Source organism: Streptococcus taoyuanensis, from assembly GCF_029589235.1.
In the GTDB taxonomy this organism is placed as follows: Bacteria; Bacillota; Bacilli; order Lactobacillales; family Streptococcaceae; genus Streptococcus; species Streptococcus taoyuanensis.
This window is the reverse complement of the sequence record NZ_JARQVW010000001.1, coordinates 88,574-113,092: the sequence shown is the minus strand read 5'-3', so window position 1 is coordinate 113,092 and position 24,519 is coordinate 88,574. Positions and strand designations below refer to the sequence as shown.

At 41.5% G+C, this 24,519-nt stretch carries 16 protein-coding genes and 1 other annotated feature; all 16 genes read left to right on the top strand.

What is annotated here, in order from left to right; translation table 11 throughout:
* The first annotated feature begins 84 nt into the window (after positions 1 to 84).
* Positions 85 to 8,637: a CshA/CshB family fibrillar adhesin-related protein gene (locus P5Y91_RS00500; protein WP_277838706.1), complete on the top strand. Its 8,553-nt coding sequence runs from the start codon at positions 85 to 87 to the stop codon at positions 8,635 to 8,637.
* A 146-nt stretch (positions 8,638 to 8,783) separates the two neighbouring features.
* Positions 8,784 to 9,293, top strand: a complete 510-nt coding sequence (locus P5Y91_RS00495; protein WP_049507821.1) for a dihydrofolate reductase — start codon at positions 8,784 to 8,786, stop codon at positions 9,291 to 9,293.
* Positions 9,294 to 9,501: 208 nt separating this feature from the next.
* The gene (gene clpX, locus P5Y91_RS00490; RefSeq protein ID WP_045759487.1) at positions 9,502 to 10,734 is read left to right on the top strand and encodes an ATP-dependent Clp protease ATP-binding subunit ClpX; all 1,233 of its coding nucleotides are present in this window, start codon (positions 9,502 to 9,504) and stop codon (positions 10,732 to 10,734) included.
* An 11-nt stretch (positions 10,735 to 10,745) separates the two neighbouring features.
* Positions 10,746 to 11,348 (top strand): ribosome biogenesis GTP-binding protein YihA/YsxC, encoded by a 603-nt coding sequence (gene yihA, locus P5Y91_RS00485; RefSeq protein ID WP_003007440.1) that lies wholly within the window; start codon positions 10,746 to 10,748, stop codon positions 11,346 to 11,348.
* A 149-nt stretch (positions 11,349 to 11,497) separates the two neighbouring features.
* Positions 11,498 to 12,202 carry a glucosaminidase domain-containing protein gene (locus P5Y91_RS00480; RefSeq protein WP_003007439.1) on the top strand — a complete coding sequence of 235 codons (705 nt, stop codon included), beginning with the start codon at positions 11,498 to 11,500 and terminating at the stop codon, positions 12,200 to 12,202.
* Positions 12,203 to 12,361: 159 nt separating this feature from the next.
* Complete coding sequence (locus P5Y91_RS00475) at positions 12,362 to 13,159, top strand: formate/nitrite transporter family protein (RefSeq protein ID WP_003007437.1); 798 nt, start codon at positions 12,362 to 12,364, stop codon at positions 13,157 to 13,159.
* A 61-nt stretch (positions 13,160 to 13,220) separates the two neighbouring features.
* Positions 13,221 to 13,355: a sequence feature (ribosomal protein L10 leader region), on the top strand.
* A 38-nt stretch (positions 13,356 to 13,393) separates the two neighbouring features.
* A complete protein-coding gene (gene rplJ, locus P5Y91_RS00470; RefSeq protein WP_003001722.1) occupies positions 13,394 to 13,894 on the top strand; it encodes a 50S ribosomal protein L10 in 501 nt (166 codons plus the stop codon).
* Between the two features lie 75 nt (positions 13,895 to 13,969).
* Positions 13,970 to 14,338: a 50S ribosomal protein L7/L12 gene (gene rplL / locus P5Y91_RS00465; protein WP_003001622.1), complete on the top strand. Its 369-nt coding sequence runs from the start codon at positions 13,970 to 13,972 to the stop codon at positions 14,336 to 14,338.
* Positions 14,339 to 14,499: 161 nt separating this feature from the next.
* The gene (locus tag P5Y91_RS00460; protein WP_003007434.1) at positions 14,500 to 14,943 is read left to right on the top strand and encodes a hypothetical protein; all 444 of its coding nucleotides are present in this window, start codon (positions 14,500 to 14,502) and stop codon (positions 14,941 to 14,943) included.
* Positions 14,944 to 15,093: 150 nt separating this feature from the next.
* Positions 15,094 to 15,546, top strand: coding sequence for a hypothetical protein (locus tag P5Y91_RS00455; protein WP_003007432.1), 453 nt, complete (start codon positions 15,094 to 15,096; stop codon positions 15,544 to 15,546).
* Positions 15,547 to 15,654: 108 nt separating this feature from the next.
* Positions 15,655 to 16,104 carry a hypothetical protein gene (locus tag P5Y91_RS00450; protein ID WP_003007430.1) on the top strand — a complete coding sequence of 150 codons (450 nt, stop codon included), beginning with the start codon at positions 15,655 to 15,657 and terminating at the stop codon, positions 16,102 to 16,104.
* 334 nt (positions 16,105 to 16,438) lie between these two features.
* A complete protein-coding gene (locus P5Y91_RS00445; protein ID WP_155124869.1) occupies positions 16,439 to 18,175 on the top strand; it encodes an ABC transporter ATP-binding protein in 1,737 nt (578 codons plus the stop codon).
* Between the two features lie 13 nt (positions 18,176 to 18,188).
* A complete protein-coding gene (locus tag P5Y91_RS00440; protein ID WP_155124870.1) occupies positions 18,189 to 19,967 on the top strand; it encodes an ABC transporter ATP-binding protein in 1,779 nt (592 codons plus the stop codon).
* A gap of 190 nt (positions 19,968 to 20,157) precedes the next feature.
* On the top strand, positions 20,158 to 22,185 hold the full coding sequence (locus tag P5Y91_RS00435) for a glycosyl hydrolase family 28-related protein (protein ID WP_277838704.1): 2,028 nt from the start codon (positions 20,158 to 20,160) through the stop codon (positions 22,183 to 22,185).
* 109 nt (positions 22,186 to 22,294) lie between these two features.
* Positions 22,295 to 22,804 (top strand): GNAT family N-acetyltransferase, encoded by a 510-nt coding sequence (locus tag P5Y91_RS00430; RefSeq protein ID WP_277838703.1) that lies wholly within the window; start codon positions 22,295 to 22,297, stop codon positions 22,802 to 22,804.
* A 129-nt stretch (positions 22,805 to 22,933) separates the two neighbouring features.
* Positions 22,934 to 24,508: a cardiolipin synthase gene (gene cls / locus P5Y91_RS00425; protein WP_277838701.1), complete on the top strand. Its 1,575-nt coding sequence runs from the start codon at positions 22,934 to 22,936 to the stop codon at positions 24,506 to 24,508.
* Positions 24,509 to 24,519: the final 11 nt, after the last annotated feature.

Genomic DNA, 24,519 nt, shown 5'->3' with positions numbered 1-24,519 from the left:
TTTTGTTAAAATAGATAAGGTTTGGAAAAACTAAACAATTTAAAAAAGAATGTTAATTTATAGATAAATATGGAGGTCCATTAGATGGGGAAAGACTTATTTAATGATCGTATTAGCAGATTCTCAATTCGTAAATTGAATGTGGGTGTTTGCTCAGTACTTTTGGGAACACTTGTCATGGTTGGGACAGCCGCAAGTGCAGCCGCTGAAGAAAAGACAGATACAAGCAGTGATAGTGTAGCAGCAGTTGCAACAGTGTCAGAAGCGCCAGCGACGTCAACAGCTACTTCAGCAACATCAACAGCTGAAACAACTAGCACAGCTGCAACAACTTATGAAGCAGCCCCAGCTGTAACTTCAACCGCAGCTTTAACTAGCGAAGCAAGTAGCACAAGTACAGCAGCATCAGCAACATCAACTGCAGTAGCTACTTCCGAAACACCAAGATTGGAAGTTGTTGCACCAGAAAACAAGGCCGCAGAAGCAGCTTCAACAACTGCAGATAAAAAAGAGGAAATTGCGACAGGTGTCGAAGCACCAGCAACTACTAATACACCTTCAACAGAGGAAACAAGAGGCCGTCGCCGTACTCGCCGTGCGATTGGTGACCCTAATGACGAAAGCTTGATTGGGGATGATGTAGAAGATGCAACTTCTACTCCAAAAGTTGAAAAGCCTGGCTTTACAACAGATCTTGATGCCAAATCTATGGCTAGCCAGATTACTTGGTTGGACTTTGGAGATGTAGCTAACTGGACAGGAACTACTACAGTATTAGTTCCTAAAAGTGAAGTTAAACCAACTGAGAACTTAGAAGAAAAATTGGCTCTTCAAGTTGGGTCTACCTATACCAAGGAAATCATGCCTGGTTATGTAGTTACTGTAAAAGTCAAATCCTTGAAACCTTTCCAAGCGACTGAAATCTATAAGAAACGGATGGAAAATCAAGGGGCTACAGAAGCTGAAAAAGCAACCTATGATCCAAATGCAAAAAATGGTTATGTAAGTGGAGTCACTTCAAATGCTGCTAAGCAAGCTTTTAACAATGGTGAAGAAGCCAAAATCGTCGCTGATGCCCAAAATAATTGGACTGAAATCAGATTTGAGAATATTGATACGAAAACCAAGAAGACTACCATAAGTTCAGCTTTGAATGGTGGAAATATTGGAGTTCAGTTTGAAATCTCTGCAACCTTCCGTGGCAAGACAGTTAAGCCAGCTATTGTTATGGCTGATGGGGAGTCTGCTAACCCAGGTGAATTAGTTATGTTTACTACCAATGGAGAAGGTTGGCAGCATATTGGAGAATGGAAAAAGTTTACCAGACCCAAAACTTCTGTAACTTATGAACCACAAGATACTGAAAATCTTTTTGGACCTAATCCTAAATTTAATAATACCAACTTAAACCAACTTCGTAGATCTACTGAAGTTGGACCAGAAAAGAAACCAGTAGCTTGGAAATACTTTGGAAATCCTGACAAAGTTACGGGTGGTCTAGGAACCGGTATCTTTGGACCAAACATTTCTGAAGGAACTAGAACAGTTCCACTCGTGATGACACGTGGGGCTTCTGAAGTTGGACTTTATATCGCTTCAGGTGGTAAACAGTCTGCTATGCTTGGATTCTTCCCACTTGATGAAGGGGATGCGCCTGAGTCATATGGTAAGGCAGTACATACTATTGCAACTGTAGATGGTGTAACGGGTGCTAAAGTAAATCAACCGTATCTTGGTAACGTGAGCCCGGATATGGATGAGAATACTGTTCTTGACTGGTTCGGTGATGATAAGGCAACTACGGCCGATGAAGGAATCAACCAATTGCTTCCAGATGATCTCAAAGGCACAACCAATGAGATGATCAAGATGGACCGTACACGCCCAGGGAACTACAAACTGGCAGTTCAAGCCCATACAGATGGAGCTTCAGAAGCACATATCTATGGTTGGGTAGACTTTAACCAAAATGGTAAATTTGATGAGGATGAACGCTCAAATCTCGCTACAATCACACAAGATGGCACTGTTGAGTTGACCTTTGCAAACAGCAAGACTTACGTCGACCCAAGCGTTAAAGAGTTAGGTGCTCGTGTTCGTATTGCTAAGAAAGCGAACGAAATCGAAAGCCCAACTGGCATGGCCTTCTCAGGTGAAGTAGAAGACTTCAAGACTCAAATCACCCACCCACCAAAAGGAGAATTTAAGGAAACAAGTGGCCCTCAAGGTACGAAACAATCAGCAACTGTTGCCTTTACAGCACGTGGAGAGCACAAGTATGAACGCGATTCTAAGGCTGTCATCGACGAAACTGTAGCACCATACATCGTTGATAAAGATGGTAACCGTGCAACTCTTGATGCGGACGGTTACTACGTCGTTCAAGGACAAGGTAAGTACAAGATTACTGCTAAAGGTAAAGATGTAGATGTTGAGTTTATTCCTGAGGACAACTTCCTAGGAACAGCTGATGGTATTTCTATCCGTCGTTCAGATAATAATGGCTATGATACTGGTTGGTCAACAAAATTCCCAGACAGCGAACCTAATGTGAATGGCCAATTAAATACTATGGATGGTCAATATGTTCCAACTGTAACACCGATTGACATTGAAGGAGTTGACAAGACTTCTAAAGATATTCAAGGTGCGACTCAAAAAGAAACACCAACCTTTAACACAACTGCGTCTAACGCAAAAGGTGACAAGATTTCCATCACCCCAAGTGCAGAATATCCTGCTAAGTTGGTAGACCCAGCAACTGGTCGTACTATTGATGCGACATCTGTAACAGTAGCAGGAGAAGGAACTTACACTATCAATCCTACAACTGGTGAAGTAACCTTCACTCCAGAACCAAGCTTTACTGGTACTGCCAAAGGTGTGGAAGTTACATTATCAGCGCCAGTTGGACGCAATAAAAATGGTAAGGTTCAAGAGGAGTACATCAAGACTGCTACAGCTAAATACACACCAACTGTTACTCCAATCACAGTGACTCCTACAGATAAGGTTTCTGCGGATGTACAAAATGTTCCTCAAACCCAAACACCAACCTTTGATTTGAGTAGCGACAAGACTGCCCAAATCACTAGCAAGAAATTGGTGGATCCGGCAACTGGTCAACCGACTGATGAAACAACTGTGACAGTAGCAGGTGAAGGAACATATACAATCGATCCTACTACAGGCGCAGTGACCTTCACACCTGAAAAAGACTTTGTGGGAACTGCAACTGGTGTGACCGTTCAAGCGACTGCGACGATTACCAATGCAGACGGTAAGACAGCAACCATCACATCTGATGCAACTTACACACCAACGGTTGTAGCAGCTGTTCCAACAGCAAGCCCTGCAACTTCAAAAGATATCCAAGGTGCTACTCAAACAGGTACACCAACCTTTGCAGGAAAAACTGTTCAAGTAAATGGTGAAGATAAAGCTATTACGATTAAAGAAAATAGCTATACGCTTTTGGATAATGATGGCAATGAAGTGACAAGTACGCCAGCTTATGCTGCTGATGGTACGACTGAAATCGGTACTTACTCAATCGATCCTACAACTGGTCAAGTAACCTTTACTCCATCAGACAAGTCATACACTGGCGCAGTCACACCAGCCAAAGTTCAAGCTGAAAGCTCAAACGGTATCAAGGTGGATACAACCTACACACCTGAAATCGTTCCAGTAACACCAACAGCTACACCAGCTGAAACAGAAGATATCCAAGGTACTACACAAACTGGTAAACCTGAATTCAAGGGTGGAACAGTGACTGTTGATGATGTTGAGAAGACTGTTGAAATCAATGAAGACGTTCCAGCAAAATTCGACGACGGCTCAACAACTAAGACCGTTGAAGGTGTTGGTACTTACACAGTAGCATCAGATGGAACTGTGACATTTGTTCCTGAGAAATCATTTGTCGGAACTGCACCAGCCGTGACCGTTGTCCGCGAAGATAAGAACGGAAGCAAAGCTTCTGCAACATACACACCAACTGTATTACCTGTGACTCCAACTGCAACTCCAGCAGAAACAACTGACATTCAAGGTGCAACTCAAAAAGGTAAACCTGAATTCAAGGGTGGAACCGTAACAGTTGATGGCGTTGAGAAAACAGTAGAAATCAATGAAGATGTTCCAGCAACATTTGACGATGGTTCAACTACCAAGACAGTAGAAGGCGTTGGTACTTACACAGTAGCAGCAGACGGAACTGTAACCTTTGTCCCTGAGAAATCATTCACAGGTAAAGCACTAGCCGTAACTGTTGTTCGTGAAGATAAGAATGGAACTAAAGCTTCTGCAACGTACACACCAACTGTAACTCCAGTAACACCTACTGCGACACCAGCTGAAACAACTGATATCCAAGGTGCTACACAAACTGGTAAGCCTGTATTTACTGAAGGCGACAGCCGCGTGCCAATGAACGATGATGTTCCAGCAACATTTGACGATGGCTCAACTACCAAGACAGTTGATGGCGTTGGTACTTACACAGTAGCAACAGACGGAACTGTAACCTTTGTTCCTGAAAAATCATTCACAGGTAAAGCACCTGCCGTAACGGTTGTTCGTGAAGATAAGAACGGAACCAAAGCTTCTGCAACTTATACACCAACTGTAACTCCTGTCACACCGACAGCGACACCAGTTGAAACAACAGGTAAGCAAGGTCAAACCCAAACAGGTAAGCCTGTATTTACTGAAGGCAACAGCCGTGTGCCAATGAACGATGATGTTCCAGCAACCTTCGATGATGGTTCAACAACTAAGACAGTTGATGGCGTTGGTACTTACACAGTAGCAGCAGACGGAACTGTAACCTTTGTTCCTGAAAAATCATTCACAGGTAAAGCACCAGCCGTAACAGTTGTTCGTGAAGATAAGAACGGAACTAAAGCTTCTGCAACATACACACCAACTGTAACTCCAGTAACTCCAACTGCAACACCAGCTGAATCTACTGGACCTCAAGGTCTTGTTCAAACTGGCACTGTAACCTTCACTGAAGGTGATGAAGTAGCTCCAATTAACAAGGATTCGATTACTCTTCTTGATGAAAATGGTCAACCAGCAGCATCAGTAGAAGCGAAATCACCAGCAGGTGATGTGATCGGTACATACACAGTTGATAAAGATACAGGTGTAGTTACTTTCACACCAACAGATAAATCTTATTCAGGGGATGTTGTCCCAGTTAAGGTTCAAGCAGCTGATGCAAATGGAACTACAGTTGAAACAACTTATACACCGAAGATTACTCCGGTTGTTCCAACTTCTGAAGATGCTACATCGACAGATATTCAAGGTCAAACACAATCTGGTAAACCAACCTTCACGGAAGGCAATCCAAATGTTCCAATCGATGAAGATACTCCAGCTACCTTCGAAGATGGCTCAACCACTAAGACAGTAGATGGTGAAGGAACATATACTGTTGCTCCAGATGGAACCGTAACCTTCGTACCAGAAAAATCATTCACTGGAACTGCTACAGGCGTAACAGTGAAACGCGTGGATAAGAACGGTACTGAAATCACAGCTAAGTACACACCAACTGTGACACCAGTAACACCAACAGCAACACCAGCTGAATCAACAGATATCCAAGGTGCAACTCAAACTGGTAAACCTAAATTCACCGAAGGTGACAGCCGTGTACCTATGAACGATGATGTTCCAGCAACCTTCGATGATGGATCAACTACGAAGACTGTAGATGGTGTTGGTACATACACGGTAGCAGCAGACGGTACAGTAACCTTTGTACCAGAAAAATCATTCGTTGGAACTGCACCAGCCGTAACAGTGGTTCGTGAAGATAAGAACGGAACAAAAGCTTCTGCGACTTATACACCAACCGTAACACCAGTTACACCAACTGCAGAAGATACAACATCTACTGACAAACAAGGTCAAACGCAAACAGGTACACCAACCTTCACACCAGGTAATCCAAATGTTCCAATGGATGATGATACACCTGCAACATTTGAAGATGGCTCAACAACCAAGACTATTCCTGGTGAAGGAACTTACACTGTTGCTCCAGACGGAACCGTAACCTTTGTTCCAGAAAAATCATTCACAGGAGAAGGTACAGGCGTAACGGTGAAACGTGTCGATAAGAACGGTACTCCAGTTACTGCTAAGTACACACCAACTGTGACACCGGTAACACCAACAGCAAGTCCAGCTGAATCAGAAGCTCCTCAAGGTGTGGTTCAAACTGGAACTGTAACCTTCACTGAAGGTGACCCAGTTGCACCAATCGACAAGGATACCATTACTCTTCTAGACGAAAATGGTCAGCCAGCAGAATCTGTAGTTGCTAAATCACCAGCAGGTGATGTGATCGGTACCTTCACTGTTGATAAAGAAACAGGTGTTGTGACCTTCACACCAACGGATAAATCTTACTCAGGTGATGTTGTTCCAGTTAAGGTTCAAGGTAAAGATACAAACGGAACAGTTGCTGAGACAACTTACACACCGAAGATCACTCCAGTTGTACCAACTGCTGATCCTGCAACATCGACAGATATCCAAGGTAAAACACAAACAGGTACACCAAGCTTCACACCTGGTAACCCTGCAATCCCAATGGATGATGATGTACCAGCTACCTTTGAAGATGGTTCAACAACAAAAGTTATTCCAGGAGAAGGAACTTACACAGTTGCTCCGGACGGAACCGTAACCTTCGTACCAGAAAAATCATTCACAGGAACAGGTACAGGCGTAACAGTGAAACGTGTTGATAAGAACGGTACTCCAGTTACTGCAACTTACACACCAACTGTAACACCTGTTACACCAACTGCAACTTCAGCAGTATCTACTGATGTGCAAGGTGCAACTCAAACTGGTAAACCTGTATTTACTGAAGGTGACAGCCGTGTACCAATGAACGATGATGTTCCAGCAACATTTGACGATGGTTCAACTACGAAGACAGTTGAAGGTGTTGGTACTTATACTGTAGCCCCAGACGGAACAGTGACATTTGTACCTGAAAAATCATTCGTCGGAACTGCACCAGCTGTAACTGTGGTTCGTGAAGATAAGAACGGAACAAAAGCTTCCGCAACTTACACACCAACCGTAACGCCTGTTACACCAACTGCAAGTCCAGCAGTATCTACTGATGTGCAAGGTGCAACTCAAACAGGTAAACCTGTATTTACTGAAGGCGACAGCCGTGTACCAATGAACGACGATGTTCCAGCAACATTTGACGATGGTTCAACTACGAAGACAGTTGAAGGTGTTGGTACTTACACAGTAGCCCCAGACGGAACAGTGACATTTGTACCAGAGAAATCATTTGTTGGAACTGCACCAGCAGTGACAGTGGTTCGTGAAGATAAGAACGGAACAAAAGCTTCCGCAACTTACACACCAACCGTAACGCCTGTTACACCAACAGCTGATCCTGCAACATCTACAGATATCCAAGGTCAAACCCAAACAGGTAAACCAAGCTTCACGCCTGGTAACCCAAGTGTACCAATGGATGATGATGTGCCTGCAACCTTTGAAGATGGATCAACTACTAAAGTTATTCCAGGAGAAGGAACTTACACCGTTTCTCCAGACGGAACCGTAACCTTTGTACCAGAAAAATCATTCACAGGAACAGGTACAGGCGTAACCGTGAAACGTGTTGATAAGAACGGTACACCAATAACCGCTACTTACACACCAACAGTAACACCAGTTACACCAACTGCAGAATCAGTTACTTCAATTGGTAAGAAGGGTCAAACCCAAACAGGCAAACCAACCTTCACAGAAGGTGATAGCCGTGTACCAATGAATGACAAAGTTCCAGCAACATTTGAAGATGGTTCAACTACGAAGACAATTCCAGGTGTTGGTACATACACTGTAGCAGCAGACGGAACCGTAACCTTCACACCAGAACCTGAATTCACTGGAACTGCACCAGCTGTAACAGTGGTTCGCGAAGATGTGAACGGAACCAAAGCTTCTGCAACTTACACACCAACTGTCCTTCCAATCACTAAGTTTGTTGATAAAGAAGGTAAGGAAATCCCAGGATATCCTGCAGTTGATGGCGAAGAACCAAAAGCTGAAATTCCAGGTTACCGCTTTGTGGAAACGAAGAAATTGCCTAATGGTGATACTGAACACGTCTATGAAAAAGTTACAACTTCATATGTAGACGAAAATGGGGATCCAATCCCAGGTAACCCAACAGAAGATGGGGAGCAACCGAAGAAGGATATCCCAGGTTATGACTTCGTGAAGACTGTTGTAGATAAAGATGGAAACACTCAACATATCTACAAGAAGACTGTGACACCAACTCCAATGCCGGATCCAACTCCGACACCAGAGCCACAGCCACAACCTACTCCACAACCGCAACCAACACCAGAACCACAACCACAACCTACTCCACAACCAAAACCAGAAGAACCAACGATTCCTGTCGTTCCAGAAACGAAAGAAGAAGTGAAGTATATTGATCCACAAAATCCTACTGCACAACTTCCAAACACAGGAACAAAAGAATCTTCTACTGCTGGTCTTGCAATCTTTAGCGCTTTAGCAGGTCTCTCATTATTCGGATTTGCAAAACGCAAAAAAGAAGACTAAGCTAACTTGTGGCTAAGAAAAACCGCGAAATTCTCGCGGTTTTTTCTGTTTGTATTTAAAAAAATATCCTCCAAACTAGATAGTTGAAATCAGTCTTTTATAAGAAAATTTGATAAAATAGAAGTATCAGTGTAAAGGATGAGAGAATGAAAAAGATAATTGGTATCTGGGCTCAAACTGAAAATGGCATTATTGGGAAGGACCAAGTCATGCCTTGGCATTTGCCAGCTGAGCTTCAGCATTTCAAAGAAACGACCATGGGGCAAGCGATTCTTATGGGAAGAGTGACCTTTGATGGTATGAAAAAACGGGTTCTACCAGGTCGGACTAGCATTATCTTAACGCAAGATCAGGCTTATGATTCTGAAAATGATGCTGTACTCGTCATGCATAGCAAAGAAGAAGTCTTAGAGTGGTATCAGAACCAAGAGAAGAATCTTTACATTATTGGAGGCAGTCAGATTTTAAGGCTTTTCTCTGATCAGTTAGAAGAGTTGATCCAGACCATGATTCATGCAACGCTTGATGGCGATACATTGGCACCAAAATTTGATGAGAAACGTTATGAAAAGGTCCGTCAAGTTCCCCATCTGAAAGATGAGAAAAATCCATATGATTTTACGGTCAACTATTATAAGAGAAAGGATTTAGACTAATGGAGCGAAGTGTCTTTGGTTTTTTTACAGCTGTCCTATGTGTCATCTGTTTGATTTGCGCCTTACAAACCTTTCGTAAAAAACGGTTTGGCCTCGCTATTTTATTCTTACTAAATGCTTTTACCAATCTTGTGAATTCCATTCACGCCTTTTACATGACCTTATTTTAAACTAAATAGAAACAGAAAATGACAGAAAGAGGAAATACATGCCAACGAATCAAAACAATGATATGATGGTTTATTGCTCATTTTGCGGAAAGAGTCAAGATGAAGTCCAAAAAATCATTGCAGGAAACAATGCGTTTATCTGTAATGAATGTGTAGAGTTAGCTCAAGAAATCATCCGGGAGGAGCTTGCTGAAGAAGTCCTTGCTGACCTTAGTGAAGTTCCAAAACCAATCGAATTGCTCAATATCTTGAACCACTATGTCATCGGTCAAGATCGTGCTAAACGTGCCCTTGCTGTAGCGGTATACAACCACTACAAACGCATTAACTTCCACGATACGCGCGAAGACGAGACAGATGTTGAATTGCAAAAATCAAACATCCTCATGATTGGACCTACTGGTTCAGGTAAGACTTTCTTGGCCCAAACCTTAGCACGTAGCTTGAATGTCCCATTTGCTATTGCTGATGCAACAGCCTTGACAGAAGCCGGTTATGTGGGTGAAGATGTTGAAAATATTCTCTTAAAACTTCTTCAAGCAGCTGATTTCAACATCGAGCGTGCAGAACGAGGCATCATCTACGTCGATGAAATTGATAAGATCGCTAAGAAAAGTGAAAATGTCTCTATCACACGTGACGTCTCTGGTGAAGGAGTGCAACAAGCTCTCTTGAAGATCATCGAAGGGACCGTCGCTAGTGTTCCACCACAAGGGGGACGCAAACACCCTCAACAAGAGATGATCCAAGTGGATACCAAGAATATTCTCTTCATCGTAGGAGGAGCCTTTGACGGAATCGAAGAAATTGTTAAGCAACGTCTCGGTGAAAAAGTCATCGGTTTCGGTAAGAACAATAAAGCCATCGATGAATCCAGCTCTTACATGCAAGAAATTGTAGCAGAAGATATTCAAAAATTTGGAATTATCCCAGAATTGATTGGACGTCTTCCAGTCTTTGCGGCTCTTGAGCAATTGACTGTTGACGACCTTGTCCGTATTCTAAAAGAGCCACGCAATGCCTTGGTAAAACAATACCAAACCTTGCTCTCTTATGATAATGTTGAATTGGAATTTGACGATGAAGCCCTTCAAGAGATTGCGAATAAAGCTATTGAAAGAAAGACTGGAGCTCGTGGTCTTCGTTCGATTATTGAAGAAACCATGATGGATGTCATGTTTGAAATTCCAAGTCAAGAAGATGTAAAACTTGTCCGAATCACAAAAGAAGCTGTTGACGGAACAGAAAAACCAGTTCTTGAAACAGCCTAGAAAGATAAAATATGGAAATTAACACACATAATGCGGATATCCTCTTAAGCGCTGCAAATAAGAGTCATTATCCTCAAGATGAGATTCCAGAAGTTGCACTTGCCGGTCGATCAAATGTCGGCAAGTCTTCTTTTATTAATACTCTCTTAAATCGAAAGAACCTGGCCAGAACATCTGGTAAACCAGGAAAAACCCAATTGCTAAATTTCTTCAATATCGATGATAAACTCCGTTTGGTAGATGTACCTGGTTATGGCTATGCACGTGTCTCTAAAAAAGAGCGCGAGAAGTGGGGACGGATGATTGAAGAATACCTCACCAGTCGTGAGAACTTAAAAGCAGTCGTTAGCCTAGTCGATTTTCGTCATGAACCTTCTGCTGATGATGTTCAGATGTATGAATTCTTAAAATATTATGAGATCCCTGTGATCTTAGTAGCGACCAAGGCAGATAAGATTCCACGTGGAAAATGGAATAAACATGAATCCATCATTAAGAAAAAACTAGATTTTGATCCATCAGACACTTTCATTGTCTTTTCTTCGGTAACCAAGGAAGGACTAGAGAAGTCATGGGATGCTATTTTGGAAAATGCGTTTTACGAAATAAATTGAAATGACATGAAAATGTCATTTTTGTTTTGGATTTATCTCGCAATTGTAATAGAAGTGTAATATAAGTGGCTTTGTTTTCTTCTATTTATATGGTATAATCTCTATAAAGATAAAAGATGATAAAAAATTAATTGGAGATAAATTGTATTATGAAAAAGAAAATACGGAATAAAACGAAATTATTTGGTTTGTTCGTTTCTGTATTAGCAGTGGGGACATTTGCTGCTGCTATGAGCGAGCACGTAACATCAGTTGGTGCTAATGATGGAACTTACCAAGCATACTCAGACCCAACTGAAGCTTTCATCTCACAAATTGGTGAGTCAGCTCGTCAGCTTGGTCAAGAGAATGATCTTTATGCTTCAGTTATGATTGCACAAGCGATCTTGGAAAGTGGATCAGGGCAGTCTGGTTTGTCTTCCTATCCACACTACAACCTTTTTGGGATTAAAGGAAGTTATGCTGGGCAATCTGCAGTGATGCAAACTTGGGAAGATGATGGTGCTGGAAATGCGTATACGATTAATGATGCTTTCCGTTCATACCCATCTTACTATGAATCATTGCAAGACTATGTAGCAGTTTTGAAACAAGGACATTTTGCAGGTGCTTGGAAGAGTAACACATCAAGTTATCAAGACGCAACAGCAGCTTTGACAGGTGTTTATGCGACAGATACTAGCTACTACGCAAAGCTCAATCATATCATTGAAACCTATAATTTGACTCAATATGATTCACCAAATGTTCAGGGTGGTATCACTGGTTCGGTATACAATCCATATCGTCAACAGTTCACTTCACAAGAAATCTTGAATTTGGATATCGCTTGGGCGAACCGTTTAAACTATTAAAAAAGAAAAGCAGGCAAATGCCTGTTTTTTTATTATTTCTCAGTATATGATTTAAAACGTATATATTATAAATTCAAGAATTCTTCCTGAAAACCTTTTCAAACTTTTCTCTCTATGATATAATGATTTTATTCACAAACATTATATAAGGAGAATATTATGTCTGAATCTAATTTCATTCAAAAAGTAGGAGCGGCGTGTAATAAGAAAGAGGATCTCTATCAGAAATCTAAAACGCGCTATGCAGTCCGTTCTATTTTTGCTGGAGGATTTCTTACTTTAAGTACGGCGGTCGGAGCAGTTGCCGCAGACTTATTAAATACCTTTGTACCTGGATCTGGTCGTTTTCTATTTCCATTCATCTTTGCCTGGGGCTTGGTTTATCTCCTATTCTTAAATGCGGAATTAACCACCTCAAATATGATGTATTTGACGGCGGGTACCTATCTAAAGAAAATTCATTGGAAGAAAGCGCTGGAAATTCTTCTTTATTGTACCTTCTTTAATTTAATTGGTGCTTTAATCGTCGCTTTTCTTTTCAATCAAACAACTGCCTTTGCACATATCGATCCAAAAGGTTTCCTAGCCACGGTAGCAGAAAATAAACTCCAACGAGGCAATCAAGTGGTTTTCTTTGAAGGAGTTATTGCCAATATCTTCGTAAATATTGCTATTCTTTCTTATCTATATTTCAAAGATGAAACAGCCAAGGTTCTCTTAGCCCTCTCAGCTATCTATATGTTTGTCTTTATGACCAATGAACACTTGGCAGCAAACTTTGCTTCCTTCTCATTATTAAGCTTTAATTCAGTATCTAGCCAATTACCGCATTTTGAGTTTTTAAATATTTTACGACATTATTGCGTGACTTTCTTTGCCAACTGGGTAGGAGGAGGAGTTCTAATGGGACTAGCCTATGCTTGGTTGAATAATATCAAGAGTCTTTATAACGATTAAAAAATATAAAAAAAGTTTGCAAAAGTACTTGCATTCTTTTTTTATATATGATAAACTAATCTACGGTTTGAAAAAACTGCCTAAGACAGTAGGGGAGCTCGACTCATAAAGATCCTACCGAGGACAAAACGTATCAATTAAAAGAAGCGTATTGTACTTTCGTGTCTAGGTTTGGGCGCGTTTTTCTTTTGGAAAAATTCCCCAAGCAAAATAATTACGGAGGTGAACACACTAATGAGTGAAGCAATTATTGCTAAAAAAGCGGAACTTGTTGACGTGGTAGCTGAAAAAATGAAAGCTGCTGCATCAATCGTCGTTGTAGATTCTCGCGGTTTGACAGTTGAGCAAGATACAGTTCTCCGTCGCAACCTTCGCGGAAGCGAAGTTGAGTTTAAAGTTATCAAAAACTCAATCTTGCGTCGTGCAGCTGAAAAAGCTGGTCTTGAAGATCTTGCATCTGTATTCGTTGGACCTTCTGCAGTAGCATTTTCTAACGAAGATGTTATCGCACCTGCGAAAATCTTGAACGATTTTGCAAAAGACGCTGAAGCACTTGAAATTAAAGGTGGTGCAATCGAAGGCGCTGTCGCATCTAAAGAAGAGATTCTTGCACTTGCAACTCTTCCAAACCGCGAAGGACTTCTTTCTATGCTCCTTTCTGTACTTCAAGCGCCAGTGCGCAACGTTGCTCTTGCAGTCAAAGCGGTTGCAGACAACAAAGAAGACGCAGCTTAATCTTAAGCTACGCAGCGTAGCCTAGCTACAAAAAAATAAAAACATAAAATTAAAACTTATTTGGAGGAAATAACAATGGCATTGAACATTGAAAACATTATTGCTGAAATTAAAGAAGCTTCAATCCTTGAATTGAACGACCTTGTAAAAGCTATCGAAGAAGAATTTGGTGTAACTGCAGCTGCTCCTGTAGCTGTTGCTGCAGCTGGTGCTGCTGACGCAGGTGCTGCTAAAGATTCATTCGATATCGAATTGACATCTGCAGGCGACAAGAAAGTCGGCGTTATCAAAGTTGTACGTGAAATCACTGGTCTTGGTCTTAAAGAAGCTAAAGAACTTGTTGATGGTGCACCTGGTGTCATCAAAGAAGGTGTTGCAGCTGCTGAAGCTGAAGAAATCAAAGGTAAATTGGAAGAAGCTGGAGCTTCAGTTACTCTTAAATAATAGAGTTTCCAATCAAAATCAAAACCGAGGTTTAGGCCTCGGTTTTTTTTTGTGCATTCTTTCTTTTATGATTTTTACAAGCCCTGTATCATCAAATATTTCATTGAGATACGACAAGATTGTTGTTATAATAGGGATATTCGATGAACTAAGGAGAAGGTATGAAAAATTATAAACAGATTCTTTTGGTTTTAGTTGCTGTTTTTGCAGCAGTCCTCTTGGTAGCCTGTGGTCCAAAAAGTGATAATGGGACTTATGCATTCGAACCCTCAACAGAAGAAGTGAGGGAGATGCTACCAAGTCAACTTGCTTATATCATTACAGATGATTATAAATTTAGGGTTTCGATTATCATTAAGGACAAAGAAGGCGTTATGAAGGTTCAAATAAAATCAAATGTTCAAAATACCAATCAATCCTATGATTTTAAGGTTGACCAAAAACACAAAATATTTGTAATGAAGAATGATGACAGTGGGACAAAGATGTCGTATAAAATTTCTAATCATATGCTAACCTTTATGGATGTGAAAGAATCAAACTCGAGTGGTTCTGATATTTTTGTAAACTATATAAAAATGGCTAAGTTTAAAAAAGTTAAATAATTTTGCGAAGGTAGGTACGGATGCTGCCTTTTTAATCGTTTTAATATTAGTTGATAAATATATTACAAGAGTATTACAATTGTAATATTTCATTGCCGTGTGCCTGAATTGTTGATATAATAGGGTTAATCTAACTAAAAAGGAGAAGTTATGAAAAACTTTAAACGTATTCTTTTGGCTGTAGTAGCTGTTTTTGCAGCAGTCCTCTTGGTTGCATGCGGTGCCAAAAGTGATAACGGGACTTATGTCTACAAACCATCAAAAACTGAAGTGAAGGAAATCCTTGAAGAACAAGGTGCTCCAAGTTCAAGTGTAGATGCATTGATCGACAATGTTAAATTGGAAGTTTCAGTGACCATTAAAGATAAAACAGGTAGCCTTAAAATTAAAGGTGAAATGATGGGACAAAAGACTGACCAATCATTTGATATGAAAGTTGACCAACAAAAGAAAACTCTTCAATCTAAAACAGGTGAAGGTGAGAAGGTTAAATACAAAGTTTCAGGCGATGTGTTCACTTTTGATTTATCTGGTGAAAAGAGTTCAGGTCATGAGGCCGCTTTGGAAATGTTCAAAAACGCTAAATTCAAACGTACAAAATAATACAAGAGAAGGGCAGAGGGGATCTGCTCTTTTTCTTCTTTAAAACATCTTGAATCGGTATGAAAATAGTGGTAAAATCTCATTATAAAATACATTAGGAGATTGATTATGAAAAATATTAAACGTATTCTTTTAGCTTTCGTTGCAGTTTTTGCAGCAGTCCTCTTGGTGGCATGTGGTGCCAAAAGTGATAATGGGACTTATGTCTACAAACCAACAAAAACTGAACTCAAGAAAATTCTTGAAGAGCAGGGCTTATCAGGTAGTCAATTAGAGTCTATTGGAGACGTTATTAATTTTGAAGTTTCTATTAAGATCAAAGATTCTAAAGGAACCCTCAGCATCGCGGGTGAAGTCGCTGGTCAAAAGAATGAGCGATCTTATGATGTCAAAATCAATCAAAAAGAGAAAACAATCTCGTCAAATGATGGTAGTGGAGAAAAGATTACATATAAGGTCGATGGTGACTATTTGACATTTGATCTTTCTAAGTTAAGTAATAGCAACCAAGGGGATCTTATGATTCTTAAAAATGCTAAACTCAAACGCACAAAATAAAGCGACTGAAGAGGCTGGGACAAAAGTCTTAGCCTCTCAATTATTTTTGGATTGTCGAGCAAGACGCAGTGGTTGAGTGGGCTCTACTACGCTGATTTCATCAGCTTTTACAGCCCTACTCAACTGTGCGGAGGTGGGACGACGAAATCGAATTCTAACGAATTACCGATTTCTGTCCCACTCTCTTTTGCTTTACTTTTATGACTAGTTTGGTATAATGAATGAGACTACAGATGGGACTGGGGCAGGAATGATTTTCTTTGAAAATGATTTCGTCTCGCTCCCTCTTTTCTGTGTGATCAAGGTTATTATTTATGGAAAAGGAGAATCATCTATGCTTTATATTTGGTCTTACTTGAAAAAGTATCCCAAGTGGCTAGCCCTGAATCTATTTTCAGCGGTCCTGTTTGTTATTGTCAATTTGGGCTTGCCAACGATTCTAGCTCGCATGATTGATGAGGGGATTAACCCGCGTGATGTGGATCGATTGTATTTCTGGGGCTGGGTCATGTTTGCGATTATTTTGCTTGGGATTGTGGGACGGATTATCTTGTCTTACGCGGTTGGTCAACTAACGACCACCATGGTCCGCGATATGCGCAATGACCTCTATGCTAAGTTACAGGAGTACTCGCATCGCGAGTATGAGCAAATTGGGGTATCGTCATTGGTCACTCGTTTGACTTCAGATGCCTTTGTTTTGATGCAGTTTGCGGATTCTATGTTAAAGATGGGGGTCATCACACCCTTGATGATGGTTTCCAGTGTTCTCTTGATTCTGACAACCAGTCCTTCTTTAGCGTGGATTGTAGCGGTATCTGTACCATTCCTTGCTGTCGTCGTCTGGTATGTAGCAGTCAAGACACGTCCACTTTCTGAGAAGCAACAAAAGACCCTGGACCATCTGAATCAATTTGCACGTGAAAATTTGACTGGACTTCGTGTGATTCGTGCCTTTGCCCGCGAAGAATTCCAAGAGGATAAATTTGCGGCTGAAAATGAAGTCTACGCAGAGAACTCGAATAAATTGTTCAAACTAACTGGTTTGACAGAACCCCTATTTGTGCAGATCATCATTGCTATGATTGTGGCGATTGTCTGGTTTGCTTTGGATCCTCTTCATGACGGTAGTTTGAAAATTGGGGACTTGGTTGCCTTTATTGAGTATAGCTTCCACGCGCTTTTATCTTTCCTCTTTTTAGCCAATCTCTTTACCATATATCCTCGGACTGCGGTTTCTAGCCGTCGGCTCAAGGAAATCATGGACATGCCCATTTCGATTGATCCAAATGAGAATGGTGTAACAGAGACAGCATCTCGTGGCTATTTGGAATTTGACAATGTCACCTTTGCCTATCCAGGTGAGACAGAGAGTCCGGTTCTCCACAACATTTCTTTTCAGGCCAAACCTGGTGAAACGATTGCCTTTATCGGGTCGACTGGATCTGGGAAATCTTCACTTGTGCAGTTGATTCCTCGATTCTATGATGTAACACTTGGAAAGATTTTGGTGGATGGTGTGGATGTACGAGATTACAATCTGAAAGCCCTTCGCCAAAAGATTGGTTTTATTCCGCAAAAAGCCTTGCTCTTCACAGGAACCATTGCTGAAAACCTTCGTTATGGGAAAGAAGATGCCTCTGTACAAGAGCTAGAACAAGCGGCTGAAATTTCCCAAGCCAAGGAATTTATCGACAGCCGTGAGGAACGCTTCGACACGCATTTAGCAGAAGGTGGTAGCAATCTTTCAGGTGGTCAAAAACAACGCTTGTCCATCGCACGTGCTGTTGTCAAAGATCCAGATGTCTTTATTTTTGATGATTCCTTCTCTGCCTTGGACTACAAGACGGATGCCACTTTGCGGAAGCGTCTCAAAGAAGTTACAGGAGATGCGACCGTCTTGATCGTAGCGCAACGTGTGGGAACCATTATGGATGCGGATCAAATTATTGTCTTGGACCAAGGGGAAATCGTTGGTCGAGGAACCCACGATGAATTGATGGAAAGCAATGAGATCTATCGCGAAATTGCTAATTCGCAGCTCGATAGTCCATCATTAACAGAAGAATAGAAAGGAGAAGCAGATGAAACAAGAACAAAACAGTTTTAGTAGACTATGGACTTATTTGAGAGCCTATCGCTTGGAAGTTTGCTTGTCCATTTTCTTAAAAATCCTGAGTGTCGTCATGAGTGTTGTCGAACCCTTTGTTTTGGGGCTTGCGATTACTGAGTTGACAAAAAATCTCATGGATATGGCAAAAGGCCTTGCGGGAGCTGGTCTTAACACCTCCTATATCGCGATCATTATGACGCTCTATCTATTCCGTGGGGTCCTCTATGAGTTGGGATCTTATTATTCCAACTATTTCATGACTAATGCTGTTCAAAAGACCGTTCAGGACATGCGAAATGATTTGTCCCATAAAATCAATCACATTCCCGTTTCTTTTTTTGACCGGCATCAGTTCGGAGATTTGCTCGGACGTTTTACTAGCGATGTCGAAACTGTCTCGAATGCCTTGCAACAGTCCTTCTTACAAATCGTTAATGCTATCTTTACCTTGCTCTTTGTCATCAGCATGGTCTTGTACTTAAACATGCAGCTGGGGCTAGTGGTCATTTTGTCCATTCCGATCACTTATTTCAGTGCTCGATTTATCATGAAAAAATCGCAGCCTTACTTTAAAGAGCAGGCAGATGTTTTGGGGGCAATGAACGGCTTTGTGCAAGAAAATTTAACAGGCTTTAATGTCCTTAAGCTCTACGTCCGGGAAAAATCTTCTCAGGAAGAGTTTCATGATATTACCCATCATCTTCAAAAAGTAGGATTCAAGGCTAATTTCATTTCTGGCTTAATGATGCCGATATTAAATGGGATTTCAGATTTGACCTATCTCATTATCGCTTTGTTTGGTGGCTTACAAGTGTTAGCAGGTCGTTTGACTGTCGGGAACATGCAGGCCTTCGTTCAATATGTTTGGCAAATCAACCAACCGATTCAAAACTTGACCCAATTGGCAGGACAGCTACAAAGTGCTAAGTCGTCTCTAGACCGGATTTTCCAAGTTATGGATGAGCCAGATGAAGTGTCAGATGTGACAGAAACCCTCTCTGGAGATTTGACAGGTCAAGTTAGCTTTAAAAACGTTGATTTCCAATATGTAGCGGACAAACCCTTGATTCGTGATTTCAACCTAGAAGTCAAACCAGGTGAAATGGTGGCCATTGTCGGACCGACTGGAGCTGGGAAAACAACCCTGATTAATCTGCTGATGCGCTTTTACGATGTGACTGCAGGATCGATTACGGTGGATGGTCATGATATTCGTCATCTATCTCGCCAAGATTACCGCAAACAATTCGGAATGGTGCTTCAGGATGCTTGGTTATATGAAGGAACCATCAAAGAAAACCTTCGCTTTGGTAATCTCGAGGCAACGGATGAAGAAATTGTGGAAGCTGCCAAGGCAGCCAATGTCGATCACTTTATCCGGACACTCCCTGGTGGTTACAATATGGAAATGAACCAGGAGTCTAGCAATATTTCTCTAGGGCAAAAGCAGCTCCTAACCATTGCGCGTGCGCTCCTAGCGGATCCTAAAATCTTGATTTTGGATGAAGCGACGTCTTCTGTCGATACGCGTTTAGAACTCTTGATTCAAAAAGCCATGAAGAATTTGATGAAAGGGCGGACTAGCTTTGTCATTGCTCACCGCCTGTCTACCATTCAAGAAGCAGATAAAATCCTTGTCCTCAAAGATGGCCAAATCATCGAGCAAGGAAATCACCAATCCTTGTTAGCAGATAAAGGATTCTACTATGAGCTCTACAATAGCCAATTTTCAAATAAAAAAGCGGAATAAGCTCGTGTCATCAAAAGAGGTTTGAGAAAGCATTCTCAGCCTCTTTTTTCTTACTCACTTTTATTACTACATAAAAAGGTTAACATTTCTGCAACAAATTGATACAGAATATTCACACAATTCACCTTGTTTGTCATGATAATTTTTATTAGGATAGAATCGTTGTAAAAAATATAAGGAGAAATGTGTCATGAATCATTTAAACAAAGATATCATTTTTGGCATTCGTAAGTCTAAGCTTGGAGTCTTTTCTGTCGTGATTGCGATCATGGGGGCTTGTTTTTTAACTGGACAATCTGTGGCAGCTGATCAAGTTGGAGAGCAGGCACAAGTCCAAACACAAGGGCAAGAAGCGACAACTTCTGATCCCGCAAGCTCTCAAGTAGATACCAGCCAATATGGAGCATCTATGCCTTACACCCGTTATGAGGCAGACAAAGGGAACCTCCTTGGAAAGGCAGAGGTAGAGCAGTCTCAAGACAGTCACTCAACAGCTATTGAAGCTTCTGATCAGACTTATGTCGCTTTAAAAGAAAAAGGAGATGGTGTCTCCTTTAAGGTAAATGAACCAGCCAATGCTTTAACCGTACGCTACACGGTACCAGATGGAGCCAGTGGACAACTCGATGTTCAGGTGAATGGTCACAGTGTTCAACAATTGGATCTTTCATCTACGTCTAACTGGCAGTATTTGAATGACAAAGGTGTTTATGATAGTGCTCAGGCGGATACACGCGCTCGGTTCCAATTTGATGAAGTACACAGCCTCCTTCCAGGACTTCAGCTTCAAAAAGGAGATGTGGTTTCACTGGTGAAAAACAGGTCAGACGACGTCCATTATGGTCTTGACTTTGTGGAATTTGAGCAAGCTCCAGACCTGATTGCTCAAGGGGATAACGCTATCAATATTGTTTCTAAAGGAGCTACGCCAAACGACGATACTGATGACAGCCAGGCCCTCTATGATGCGATTTATGAAGCTAAACAAACCGGAAAGAATGTCTATATCCCAGCTGGGCGATTTAATCTCAATCGAAAAGTCGGTATCGATGCTTCCGATATGAAGATTTCAGGGGCTGGTATCTGGCATACCCAACTGCATTTTACTAGTGACCAAGCTGGTGGCGGTGGATTTGACTTCCTTCACCAAGACAACCATGTTGAATTTAGCGATGTCTATCTGTCCTCCAACCTTCGTTCACGCTATGGTGAAAACGCTCAGTACAAGGCCATTTCTGGAACGCCAGGGAAGAATTCTCATATTCACGATATTTGGGCTGAACATTTTGAAGTCGGCATGTGGATTGGCGATTATGCTAGCAAAAATGATATGAAGTACACAGATGGTCTAGTAGTAGAAAATGTCCGTTTGCGAAACAACCTGGCTGACGGAGTCAACTTTGCCCAAGGGACTAAGAATTCGATTGTCCGCAATTCTAGTATTCGTGGAAATGGAGATGACGGACTAGCCAGCTGGTCAAGTATTGCGGATGGAACAGAATCAGCAGTAGCAGAAAACAATAAATTCTTGCACAATACGATTGAACTTGGTTGGCGTGCTGGTGGTGTTGGGATCTTTGGTGGAAAAGGCCATGAGATTGCCTACAATCGGATTAAAGACAATATCGGGGATGCCGGAATTCGCTTGACGACTGTCTTTAAGGGTCATAACTTTGATCTGAATGAAGAAGGAATTCGGGTTCACCACAATCTCTTGGAGCGTACAGGGACGAAGAGCGATATCTACAACAAGCATCGTGGATCGATTGATGTTGAAACGCGCTATGGAGATATTAAAAATGTCACCATTGAGGACAATGTATTTGTAGCGCCATTTGATACAGGTGTGACTGATCACCTCAATCCAAATGGAGGTATCCTAAACCATGTCGAAGTCAGTAACAATCAAACCATGAGTCAACTCTCTCATCCAGCTCAAGCAGGATTATCTGCCTCTACTTCAAAATCAGCTGGACAAGCCTTGAAAGTGAAAGAAAAACCCCTTCAAGTAAGCGCAGTGAAAGCTTCCCTTCAACCATCGAAAGTTCAACCGTCTAAAAAACAAACCGGTCTGAATCTTAAACAAGCAAAGACAATCACTAAAACAGTCAAACCTAACTATGTTCTAAAACCAACAAATTCCAAGCAAAAGAGCTTTTTAAAGGCTCCGAGTGCTTTATTCCTTTACCGGATGATGGGGTTACGTCAAACGGTTTAAGAAGGATGGAAATCCTGGATATAATTCCAGGATTTTTTGCTTGCTGGTCCTTCATTGACAGTGAGAAGGCTTATCGGTATACTAGGTATAATCTAATGAGGAGGCCACCATGATGATTCGACCCGTTCAGCTTAGCGATGCAGTAGCTATCCGAGCGATTTACCAACCTTATGTAACAGAGACAGCCATTACCTTTGAGGTTGATGTGCCGACTGTCCAGGAGTTTGAAAGCCGCATCACAAAAACGTTGACTCAATTCCCTTATTTGGTCGCAGAAGTGGATGGGAAAGTTGTGGGGTATGCCTATGCCTCGACCTATTATGCACGCGCCGCCTATGATTGGACCACTGAATTGTCTATTTATGTAGCCAAAGAGGCGCGTGGACAAGGGATTGGATCAGCCCTTTATACGGCCTTAGAAGAGGAGTTGCAAGCACGAGGCTACTTACGCTTTCTGGCTTGTATCGCAGTTCCGAACGAAGCGAGCATTTCCATGCATGAAAAGCGGGGCTATGTCCAAGTGGCTCATTTCCCAAAGATTGGCTATAAGTTTAACAAATGGCATGATATCGTCTGGATGCAAAAGACCATAGACGGTACTGTTAGGAAAATTCAGTAGAAATCACGACATTTGTAAATCGCAATAGCTAATTATCCCTGCCTTTTGCTTATGCTAAAATGATACTAATAAAATTATTGAAAGAGACCAGAAAGTTGTGATGGTCTCCCCTACATGAAAGGATCCTATATGACCCAAGAACAAAGTGCTAGACTGCTACCTCAAAAGCCCTCCAGATGGGCCAAAATTCTACTTAACCGAAAGGTTCCCATTCTCCTGTTCTTCTTACTGGAATTGGCCTTTCTTGTCTTTTCATATCTCAGCCTACAAGAGCATTTCCCATCCATTATCTTATGGGAACACTTGTTGAGTGTCTTTACCTTCTTTTACTTGCTCAATTGTTCCATGGATTCTCGTTCCAAACTGTCCTGGATAATTATCATTGCCCTCTTTCCAATTTTTGGGACGGCTCTGCTCTATTTTTCGTTAGCTGATTTGGGTGTAAGACGCTTGAAGAAGCAGCTTGAGGATGCTACAGTGCAGGCATCCGACTATCTAAGCACCGATCCAGGAGTTGCTGATTATTTATCCCAAAGTGATCGTCAATTACAGAAATTAGCTTATTTTTTGGAGCATAGTCCAGCCCAGTTTCCTATCTACAGAAACACAGAGGTTACCTATTTTCCACTTGGAGATGACATGCTTCCAGCCTTGTTGGAGGATTTGAAAAAGGCGGAACGTTATATCTTCATGGAATATTTCATTATTGACGAAGGGATCATGTGGGGCGAGATTTTAGCCATTTTGGAGGAAAAGGCCAAGGAAGGTCTGGACGTTCGTGTCATGTTTGATGGGATGATTGAGATAACCACCTTGTCCTACGATTATATTGAGCGACTACACAAGATGGGTATTAAAGCTCAAGCCTTCTCACCAGTCAAGCCCATCCTATCAACCTATTACAATTACCGAGACCATCGGAAGATTACTGTGATTGATGGTCAAGTTGCTTATACTGGTGGTATAAATATCGCTGATGAGTATGTCAATAAACGAGAACGCTTTGGTCATTGGAAGGATACAGCCCTTCGCCTAGATGGTTCAGCAGTTCAAACGCTAAAAGCTCTCTTTTTGACCATGTGGACGGTGACTGGAGTAGAAGACAAGACAGATATGGAGCACTATCTACAAGAAAAACCTCAAAAAAGCAAGAGTCAGGGTTTGGTTCTCCCTTATGCCAATTCACCTTTTACCTACCACAAGGTTGCAGAAAATGTTTATTTACATCTTCTGAATACATCTACCGATTATGTCTATATCATGACACCTTATCTGATTTTGGATGATGAATTGGTTCAATCTATGACCTTTGCTGCTAGACGAGGTGTAGATGTTCGTATCATTATGCCAGGGATTCCAGATAAGCAGTATGCCTTTGATATTGCGACTACCTATTTTAAAGTGCTCTTGGATGCTGGCGTCCGTATTTTCCGTTATACCCCAGGCTTTATCCATGCTAAAGTTTATGTTTCTGACGCCAAACAAGCTGTGGTAGGTACCATTAACACTGATTACCGGAGCCACTATCAAAATTTTGAAGATGGGGTCTATCTCTATAAAAATCTGGAAGTGTTTAACATTGAACAAGATTTTGAGAAAACCCAGGCACTCTCAGAGGAAGTCACTCTGGAAAGTCTGTCTAAAATACCTATGGCTCATCGTCTAGGTGGCTATCTCTTTTCTCTGATTGGACCTTTGATGTAATATAGGAGTGT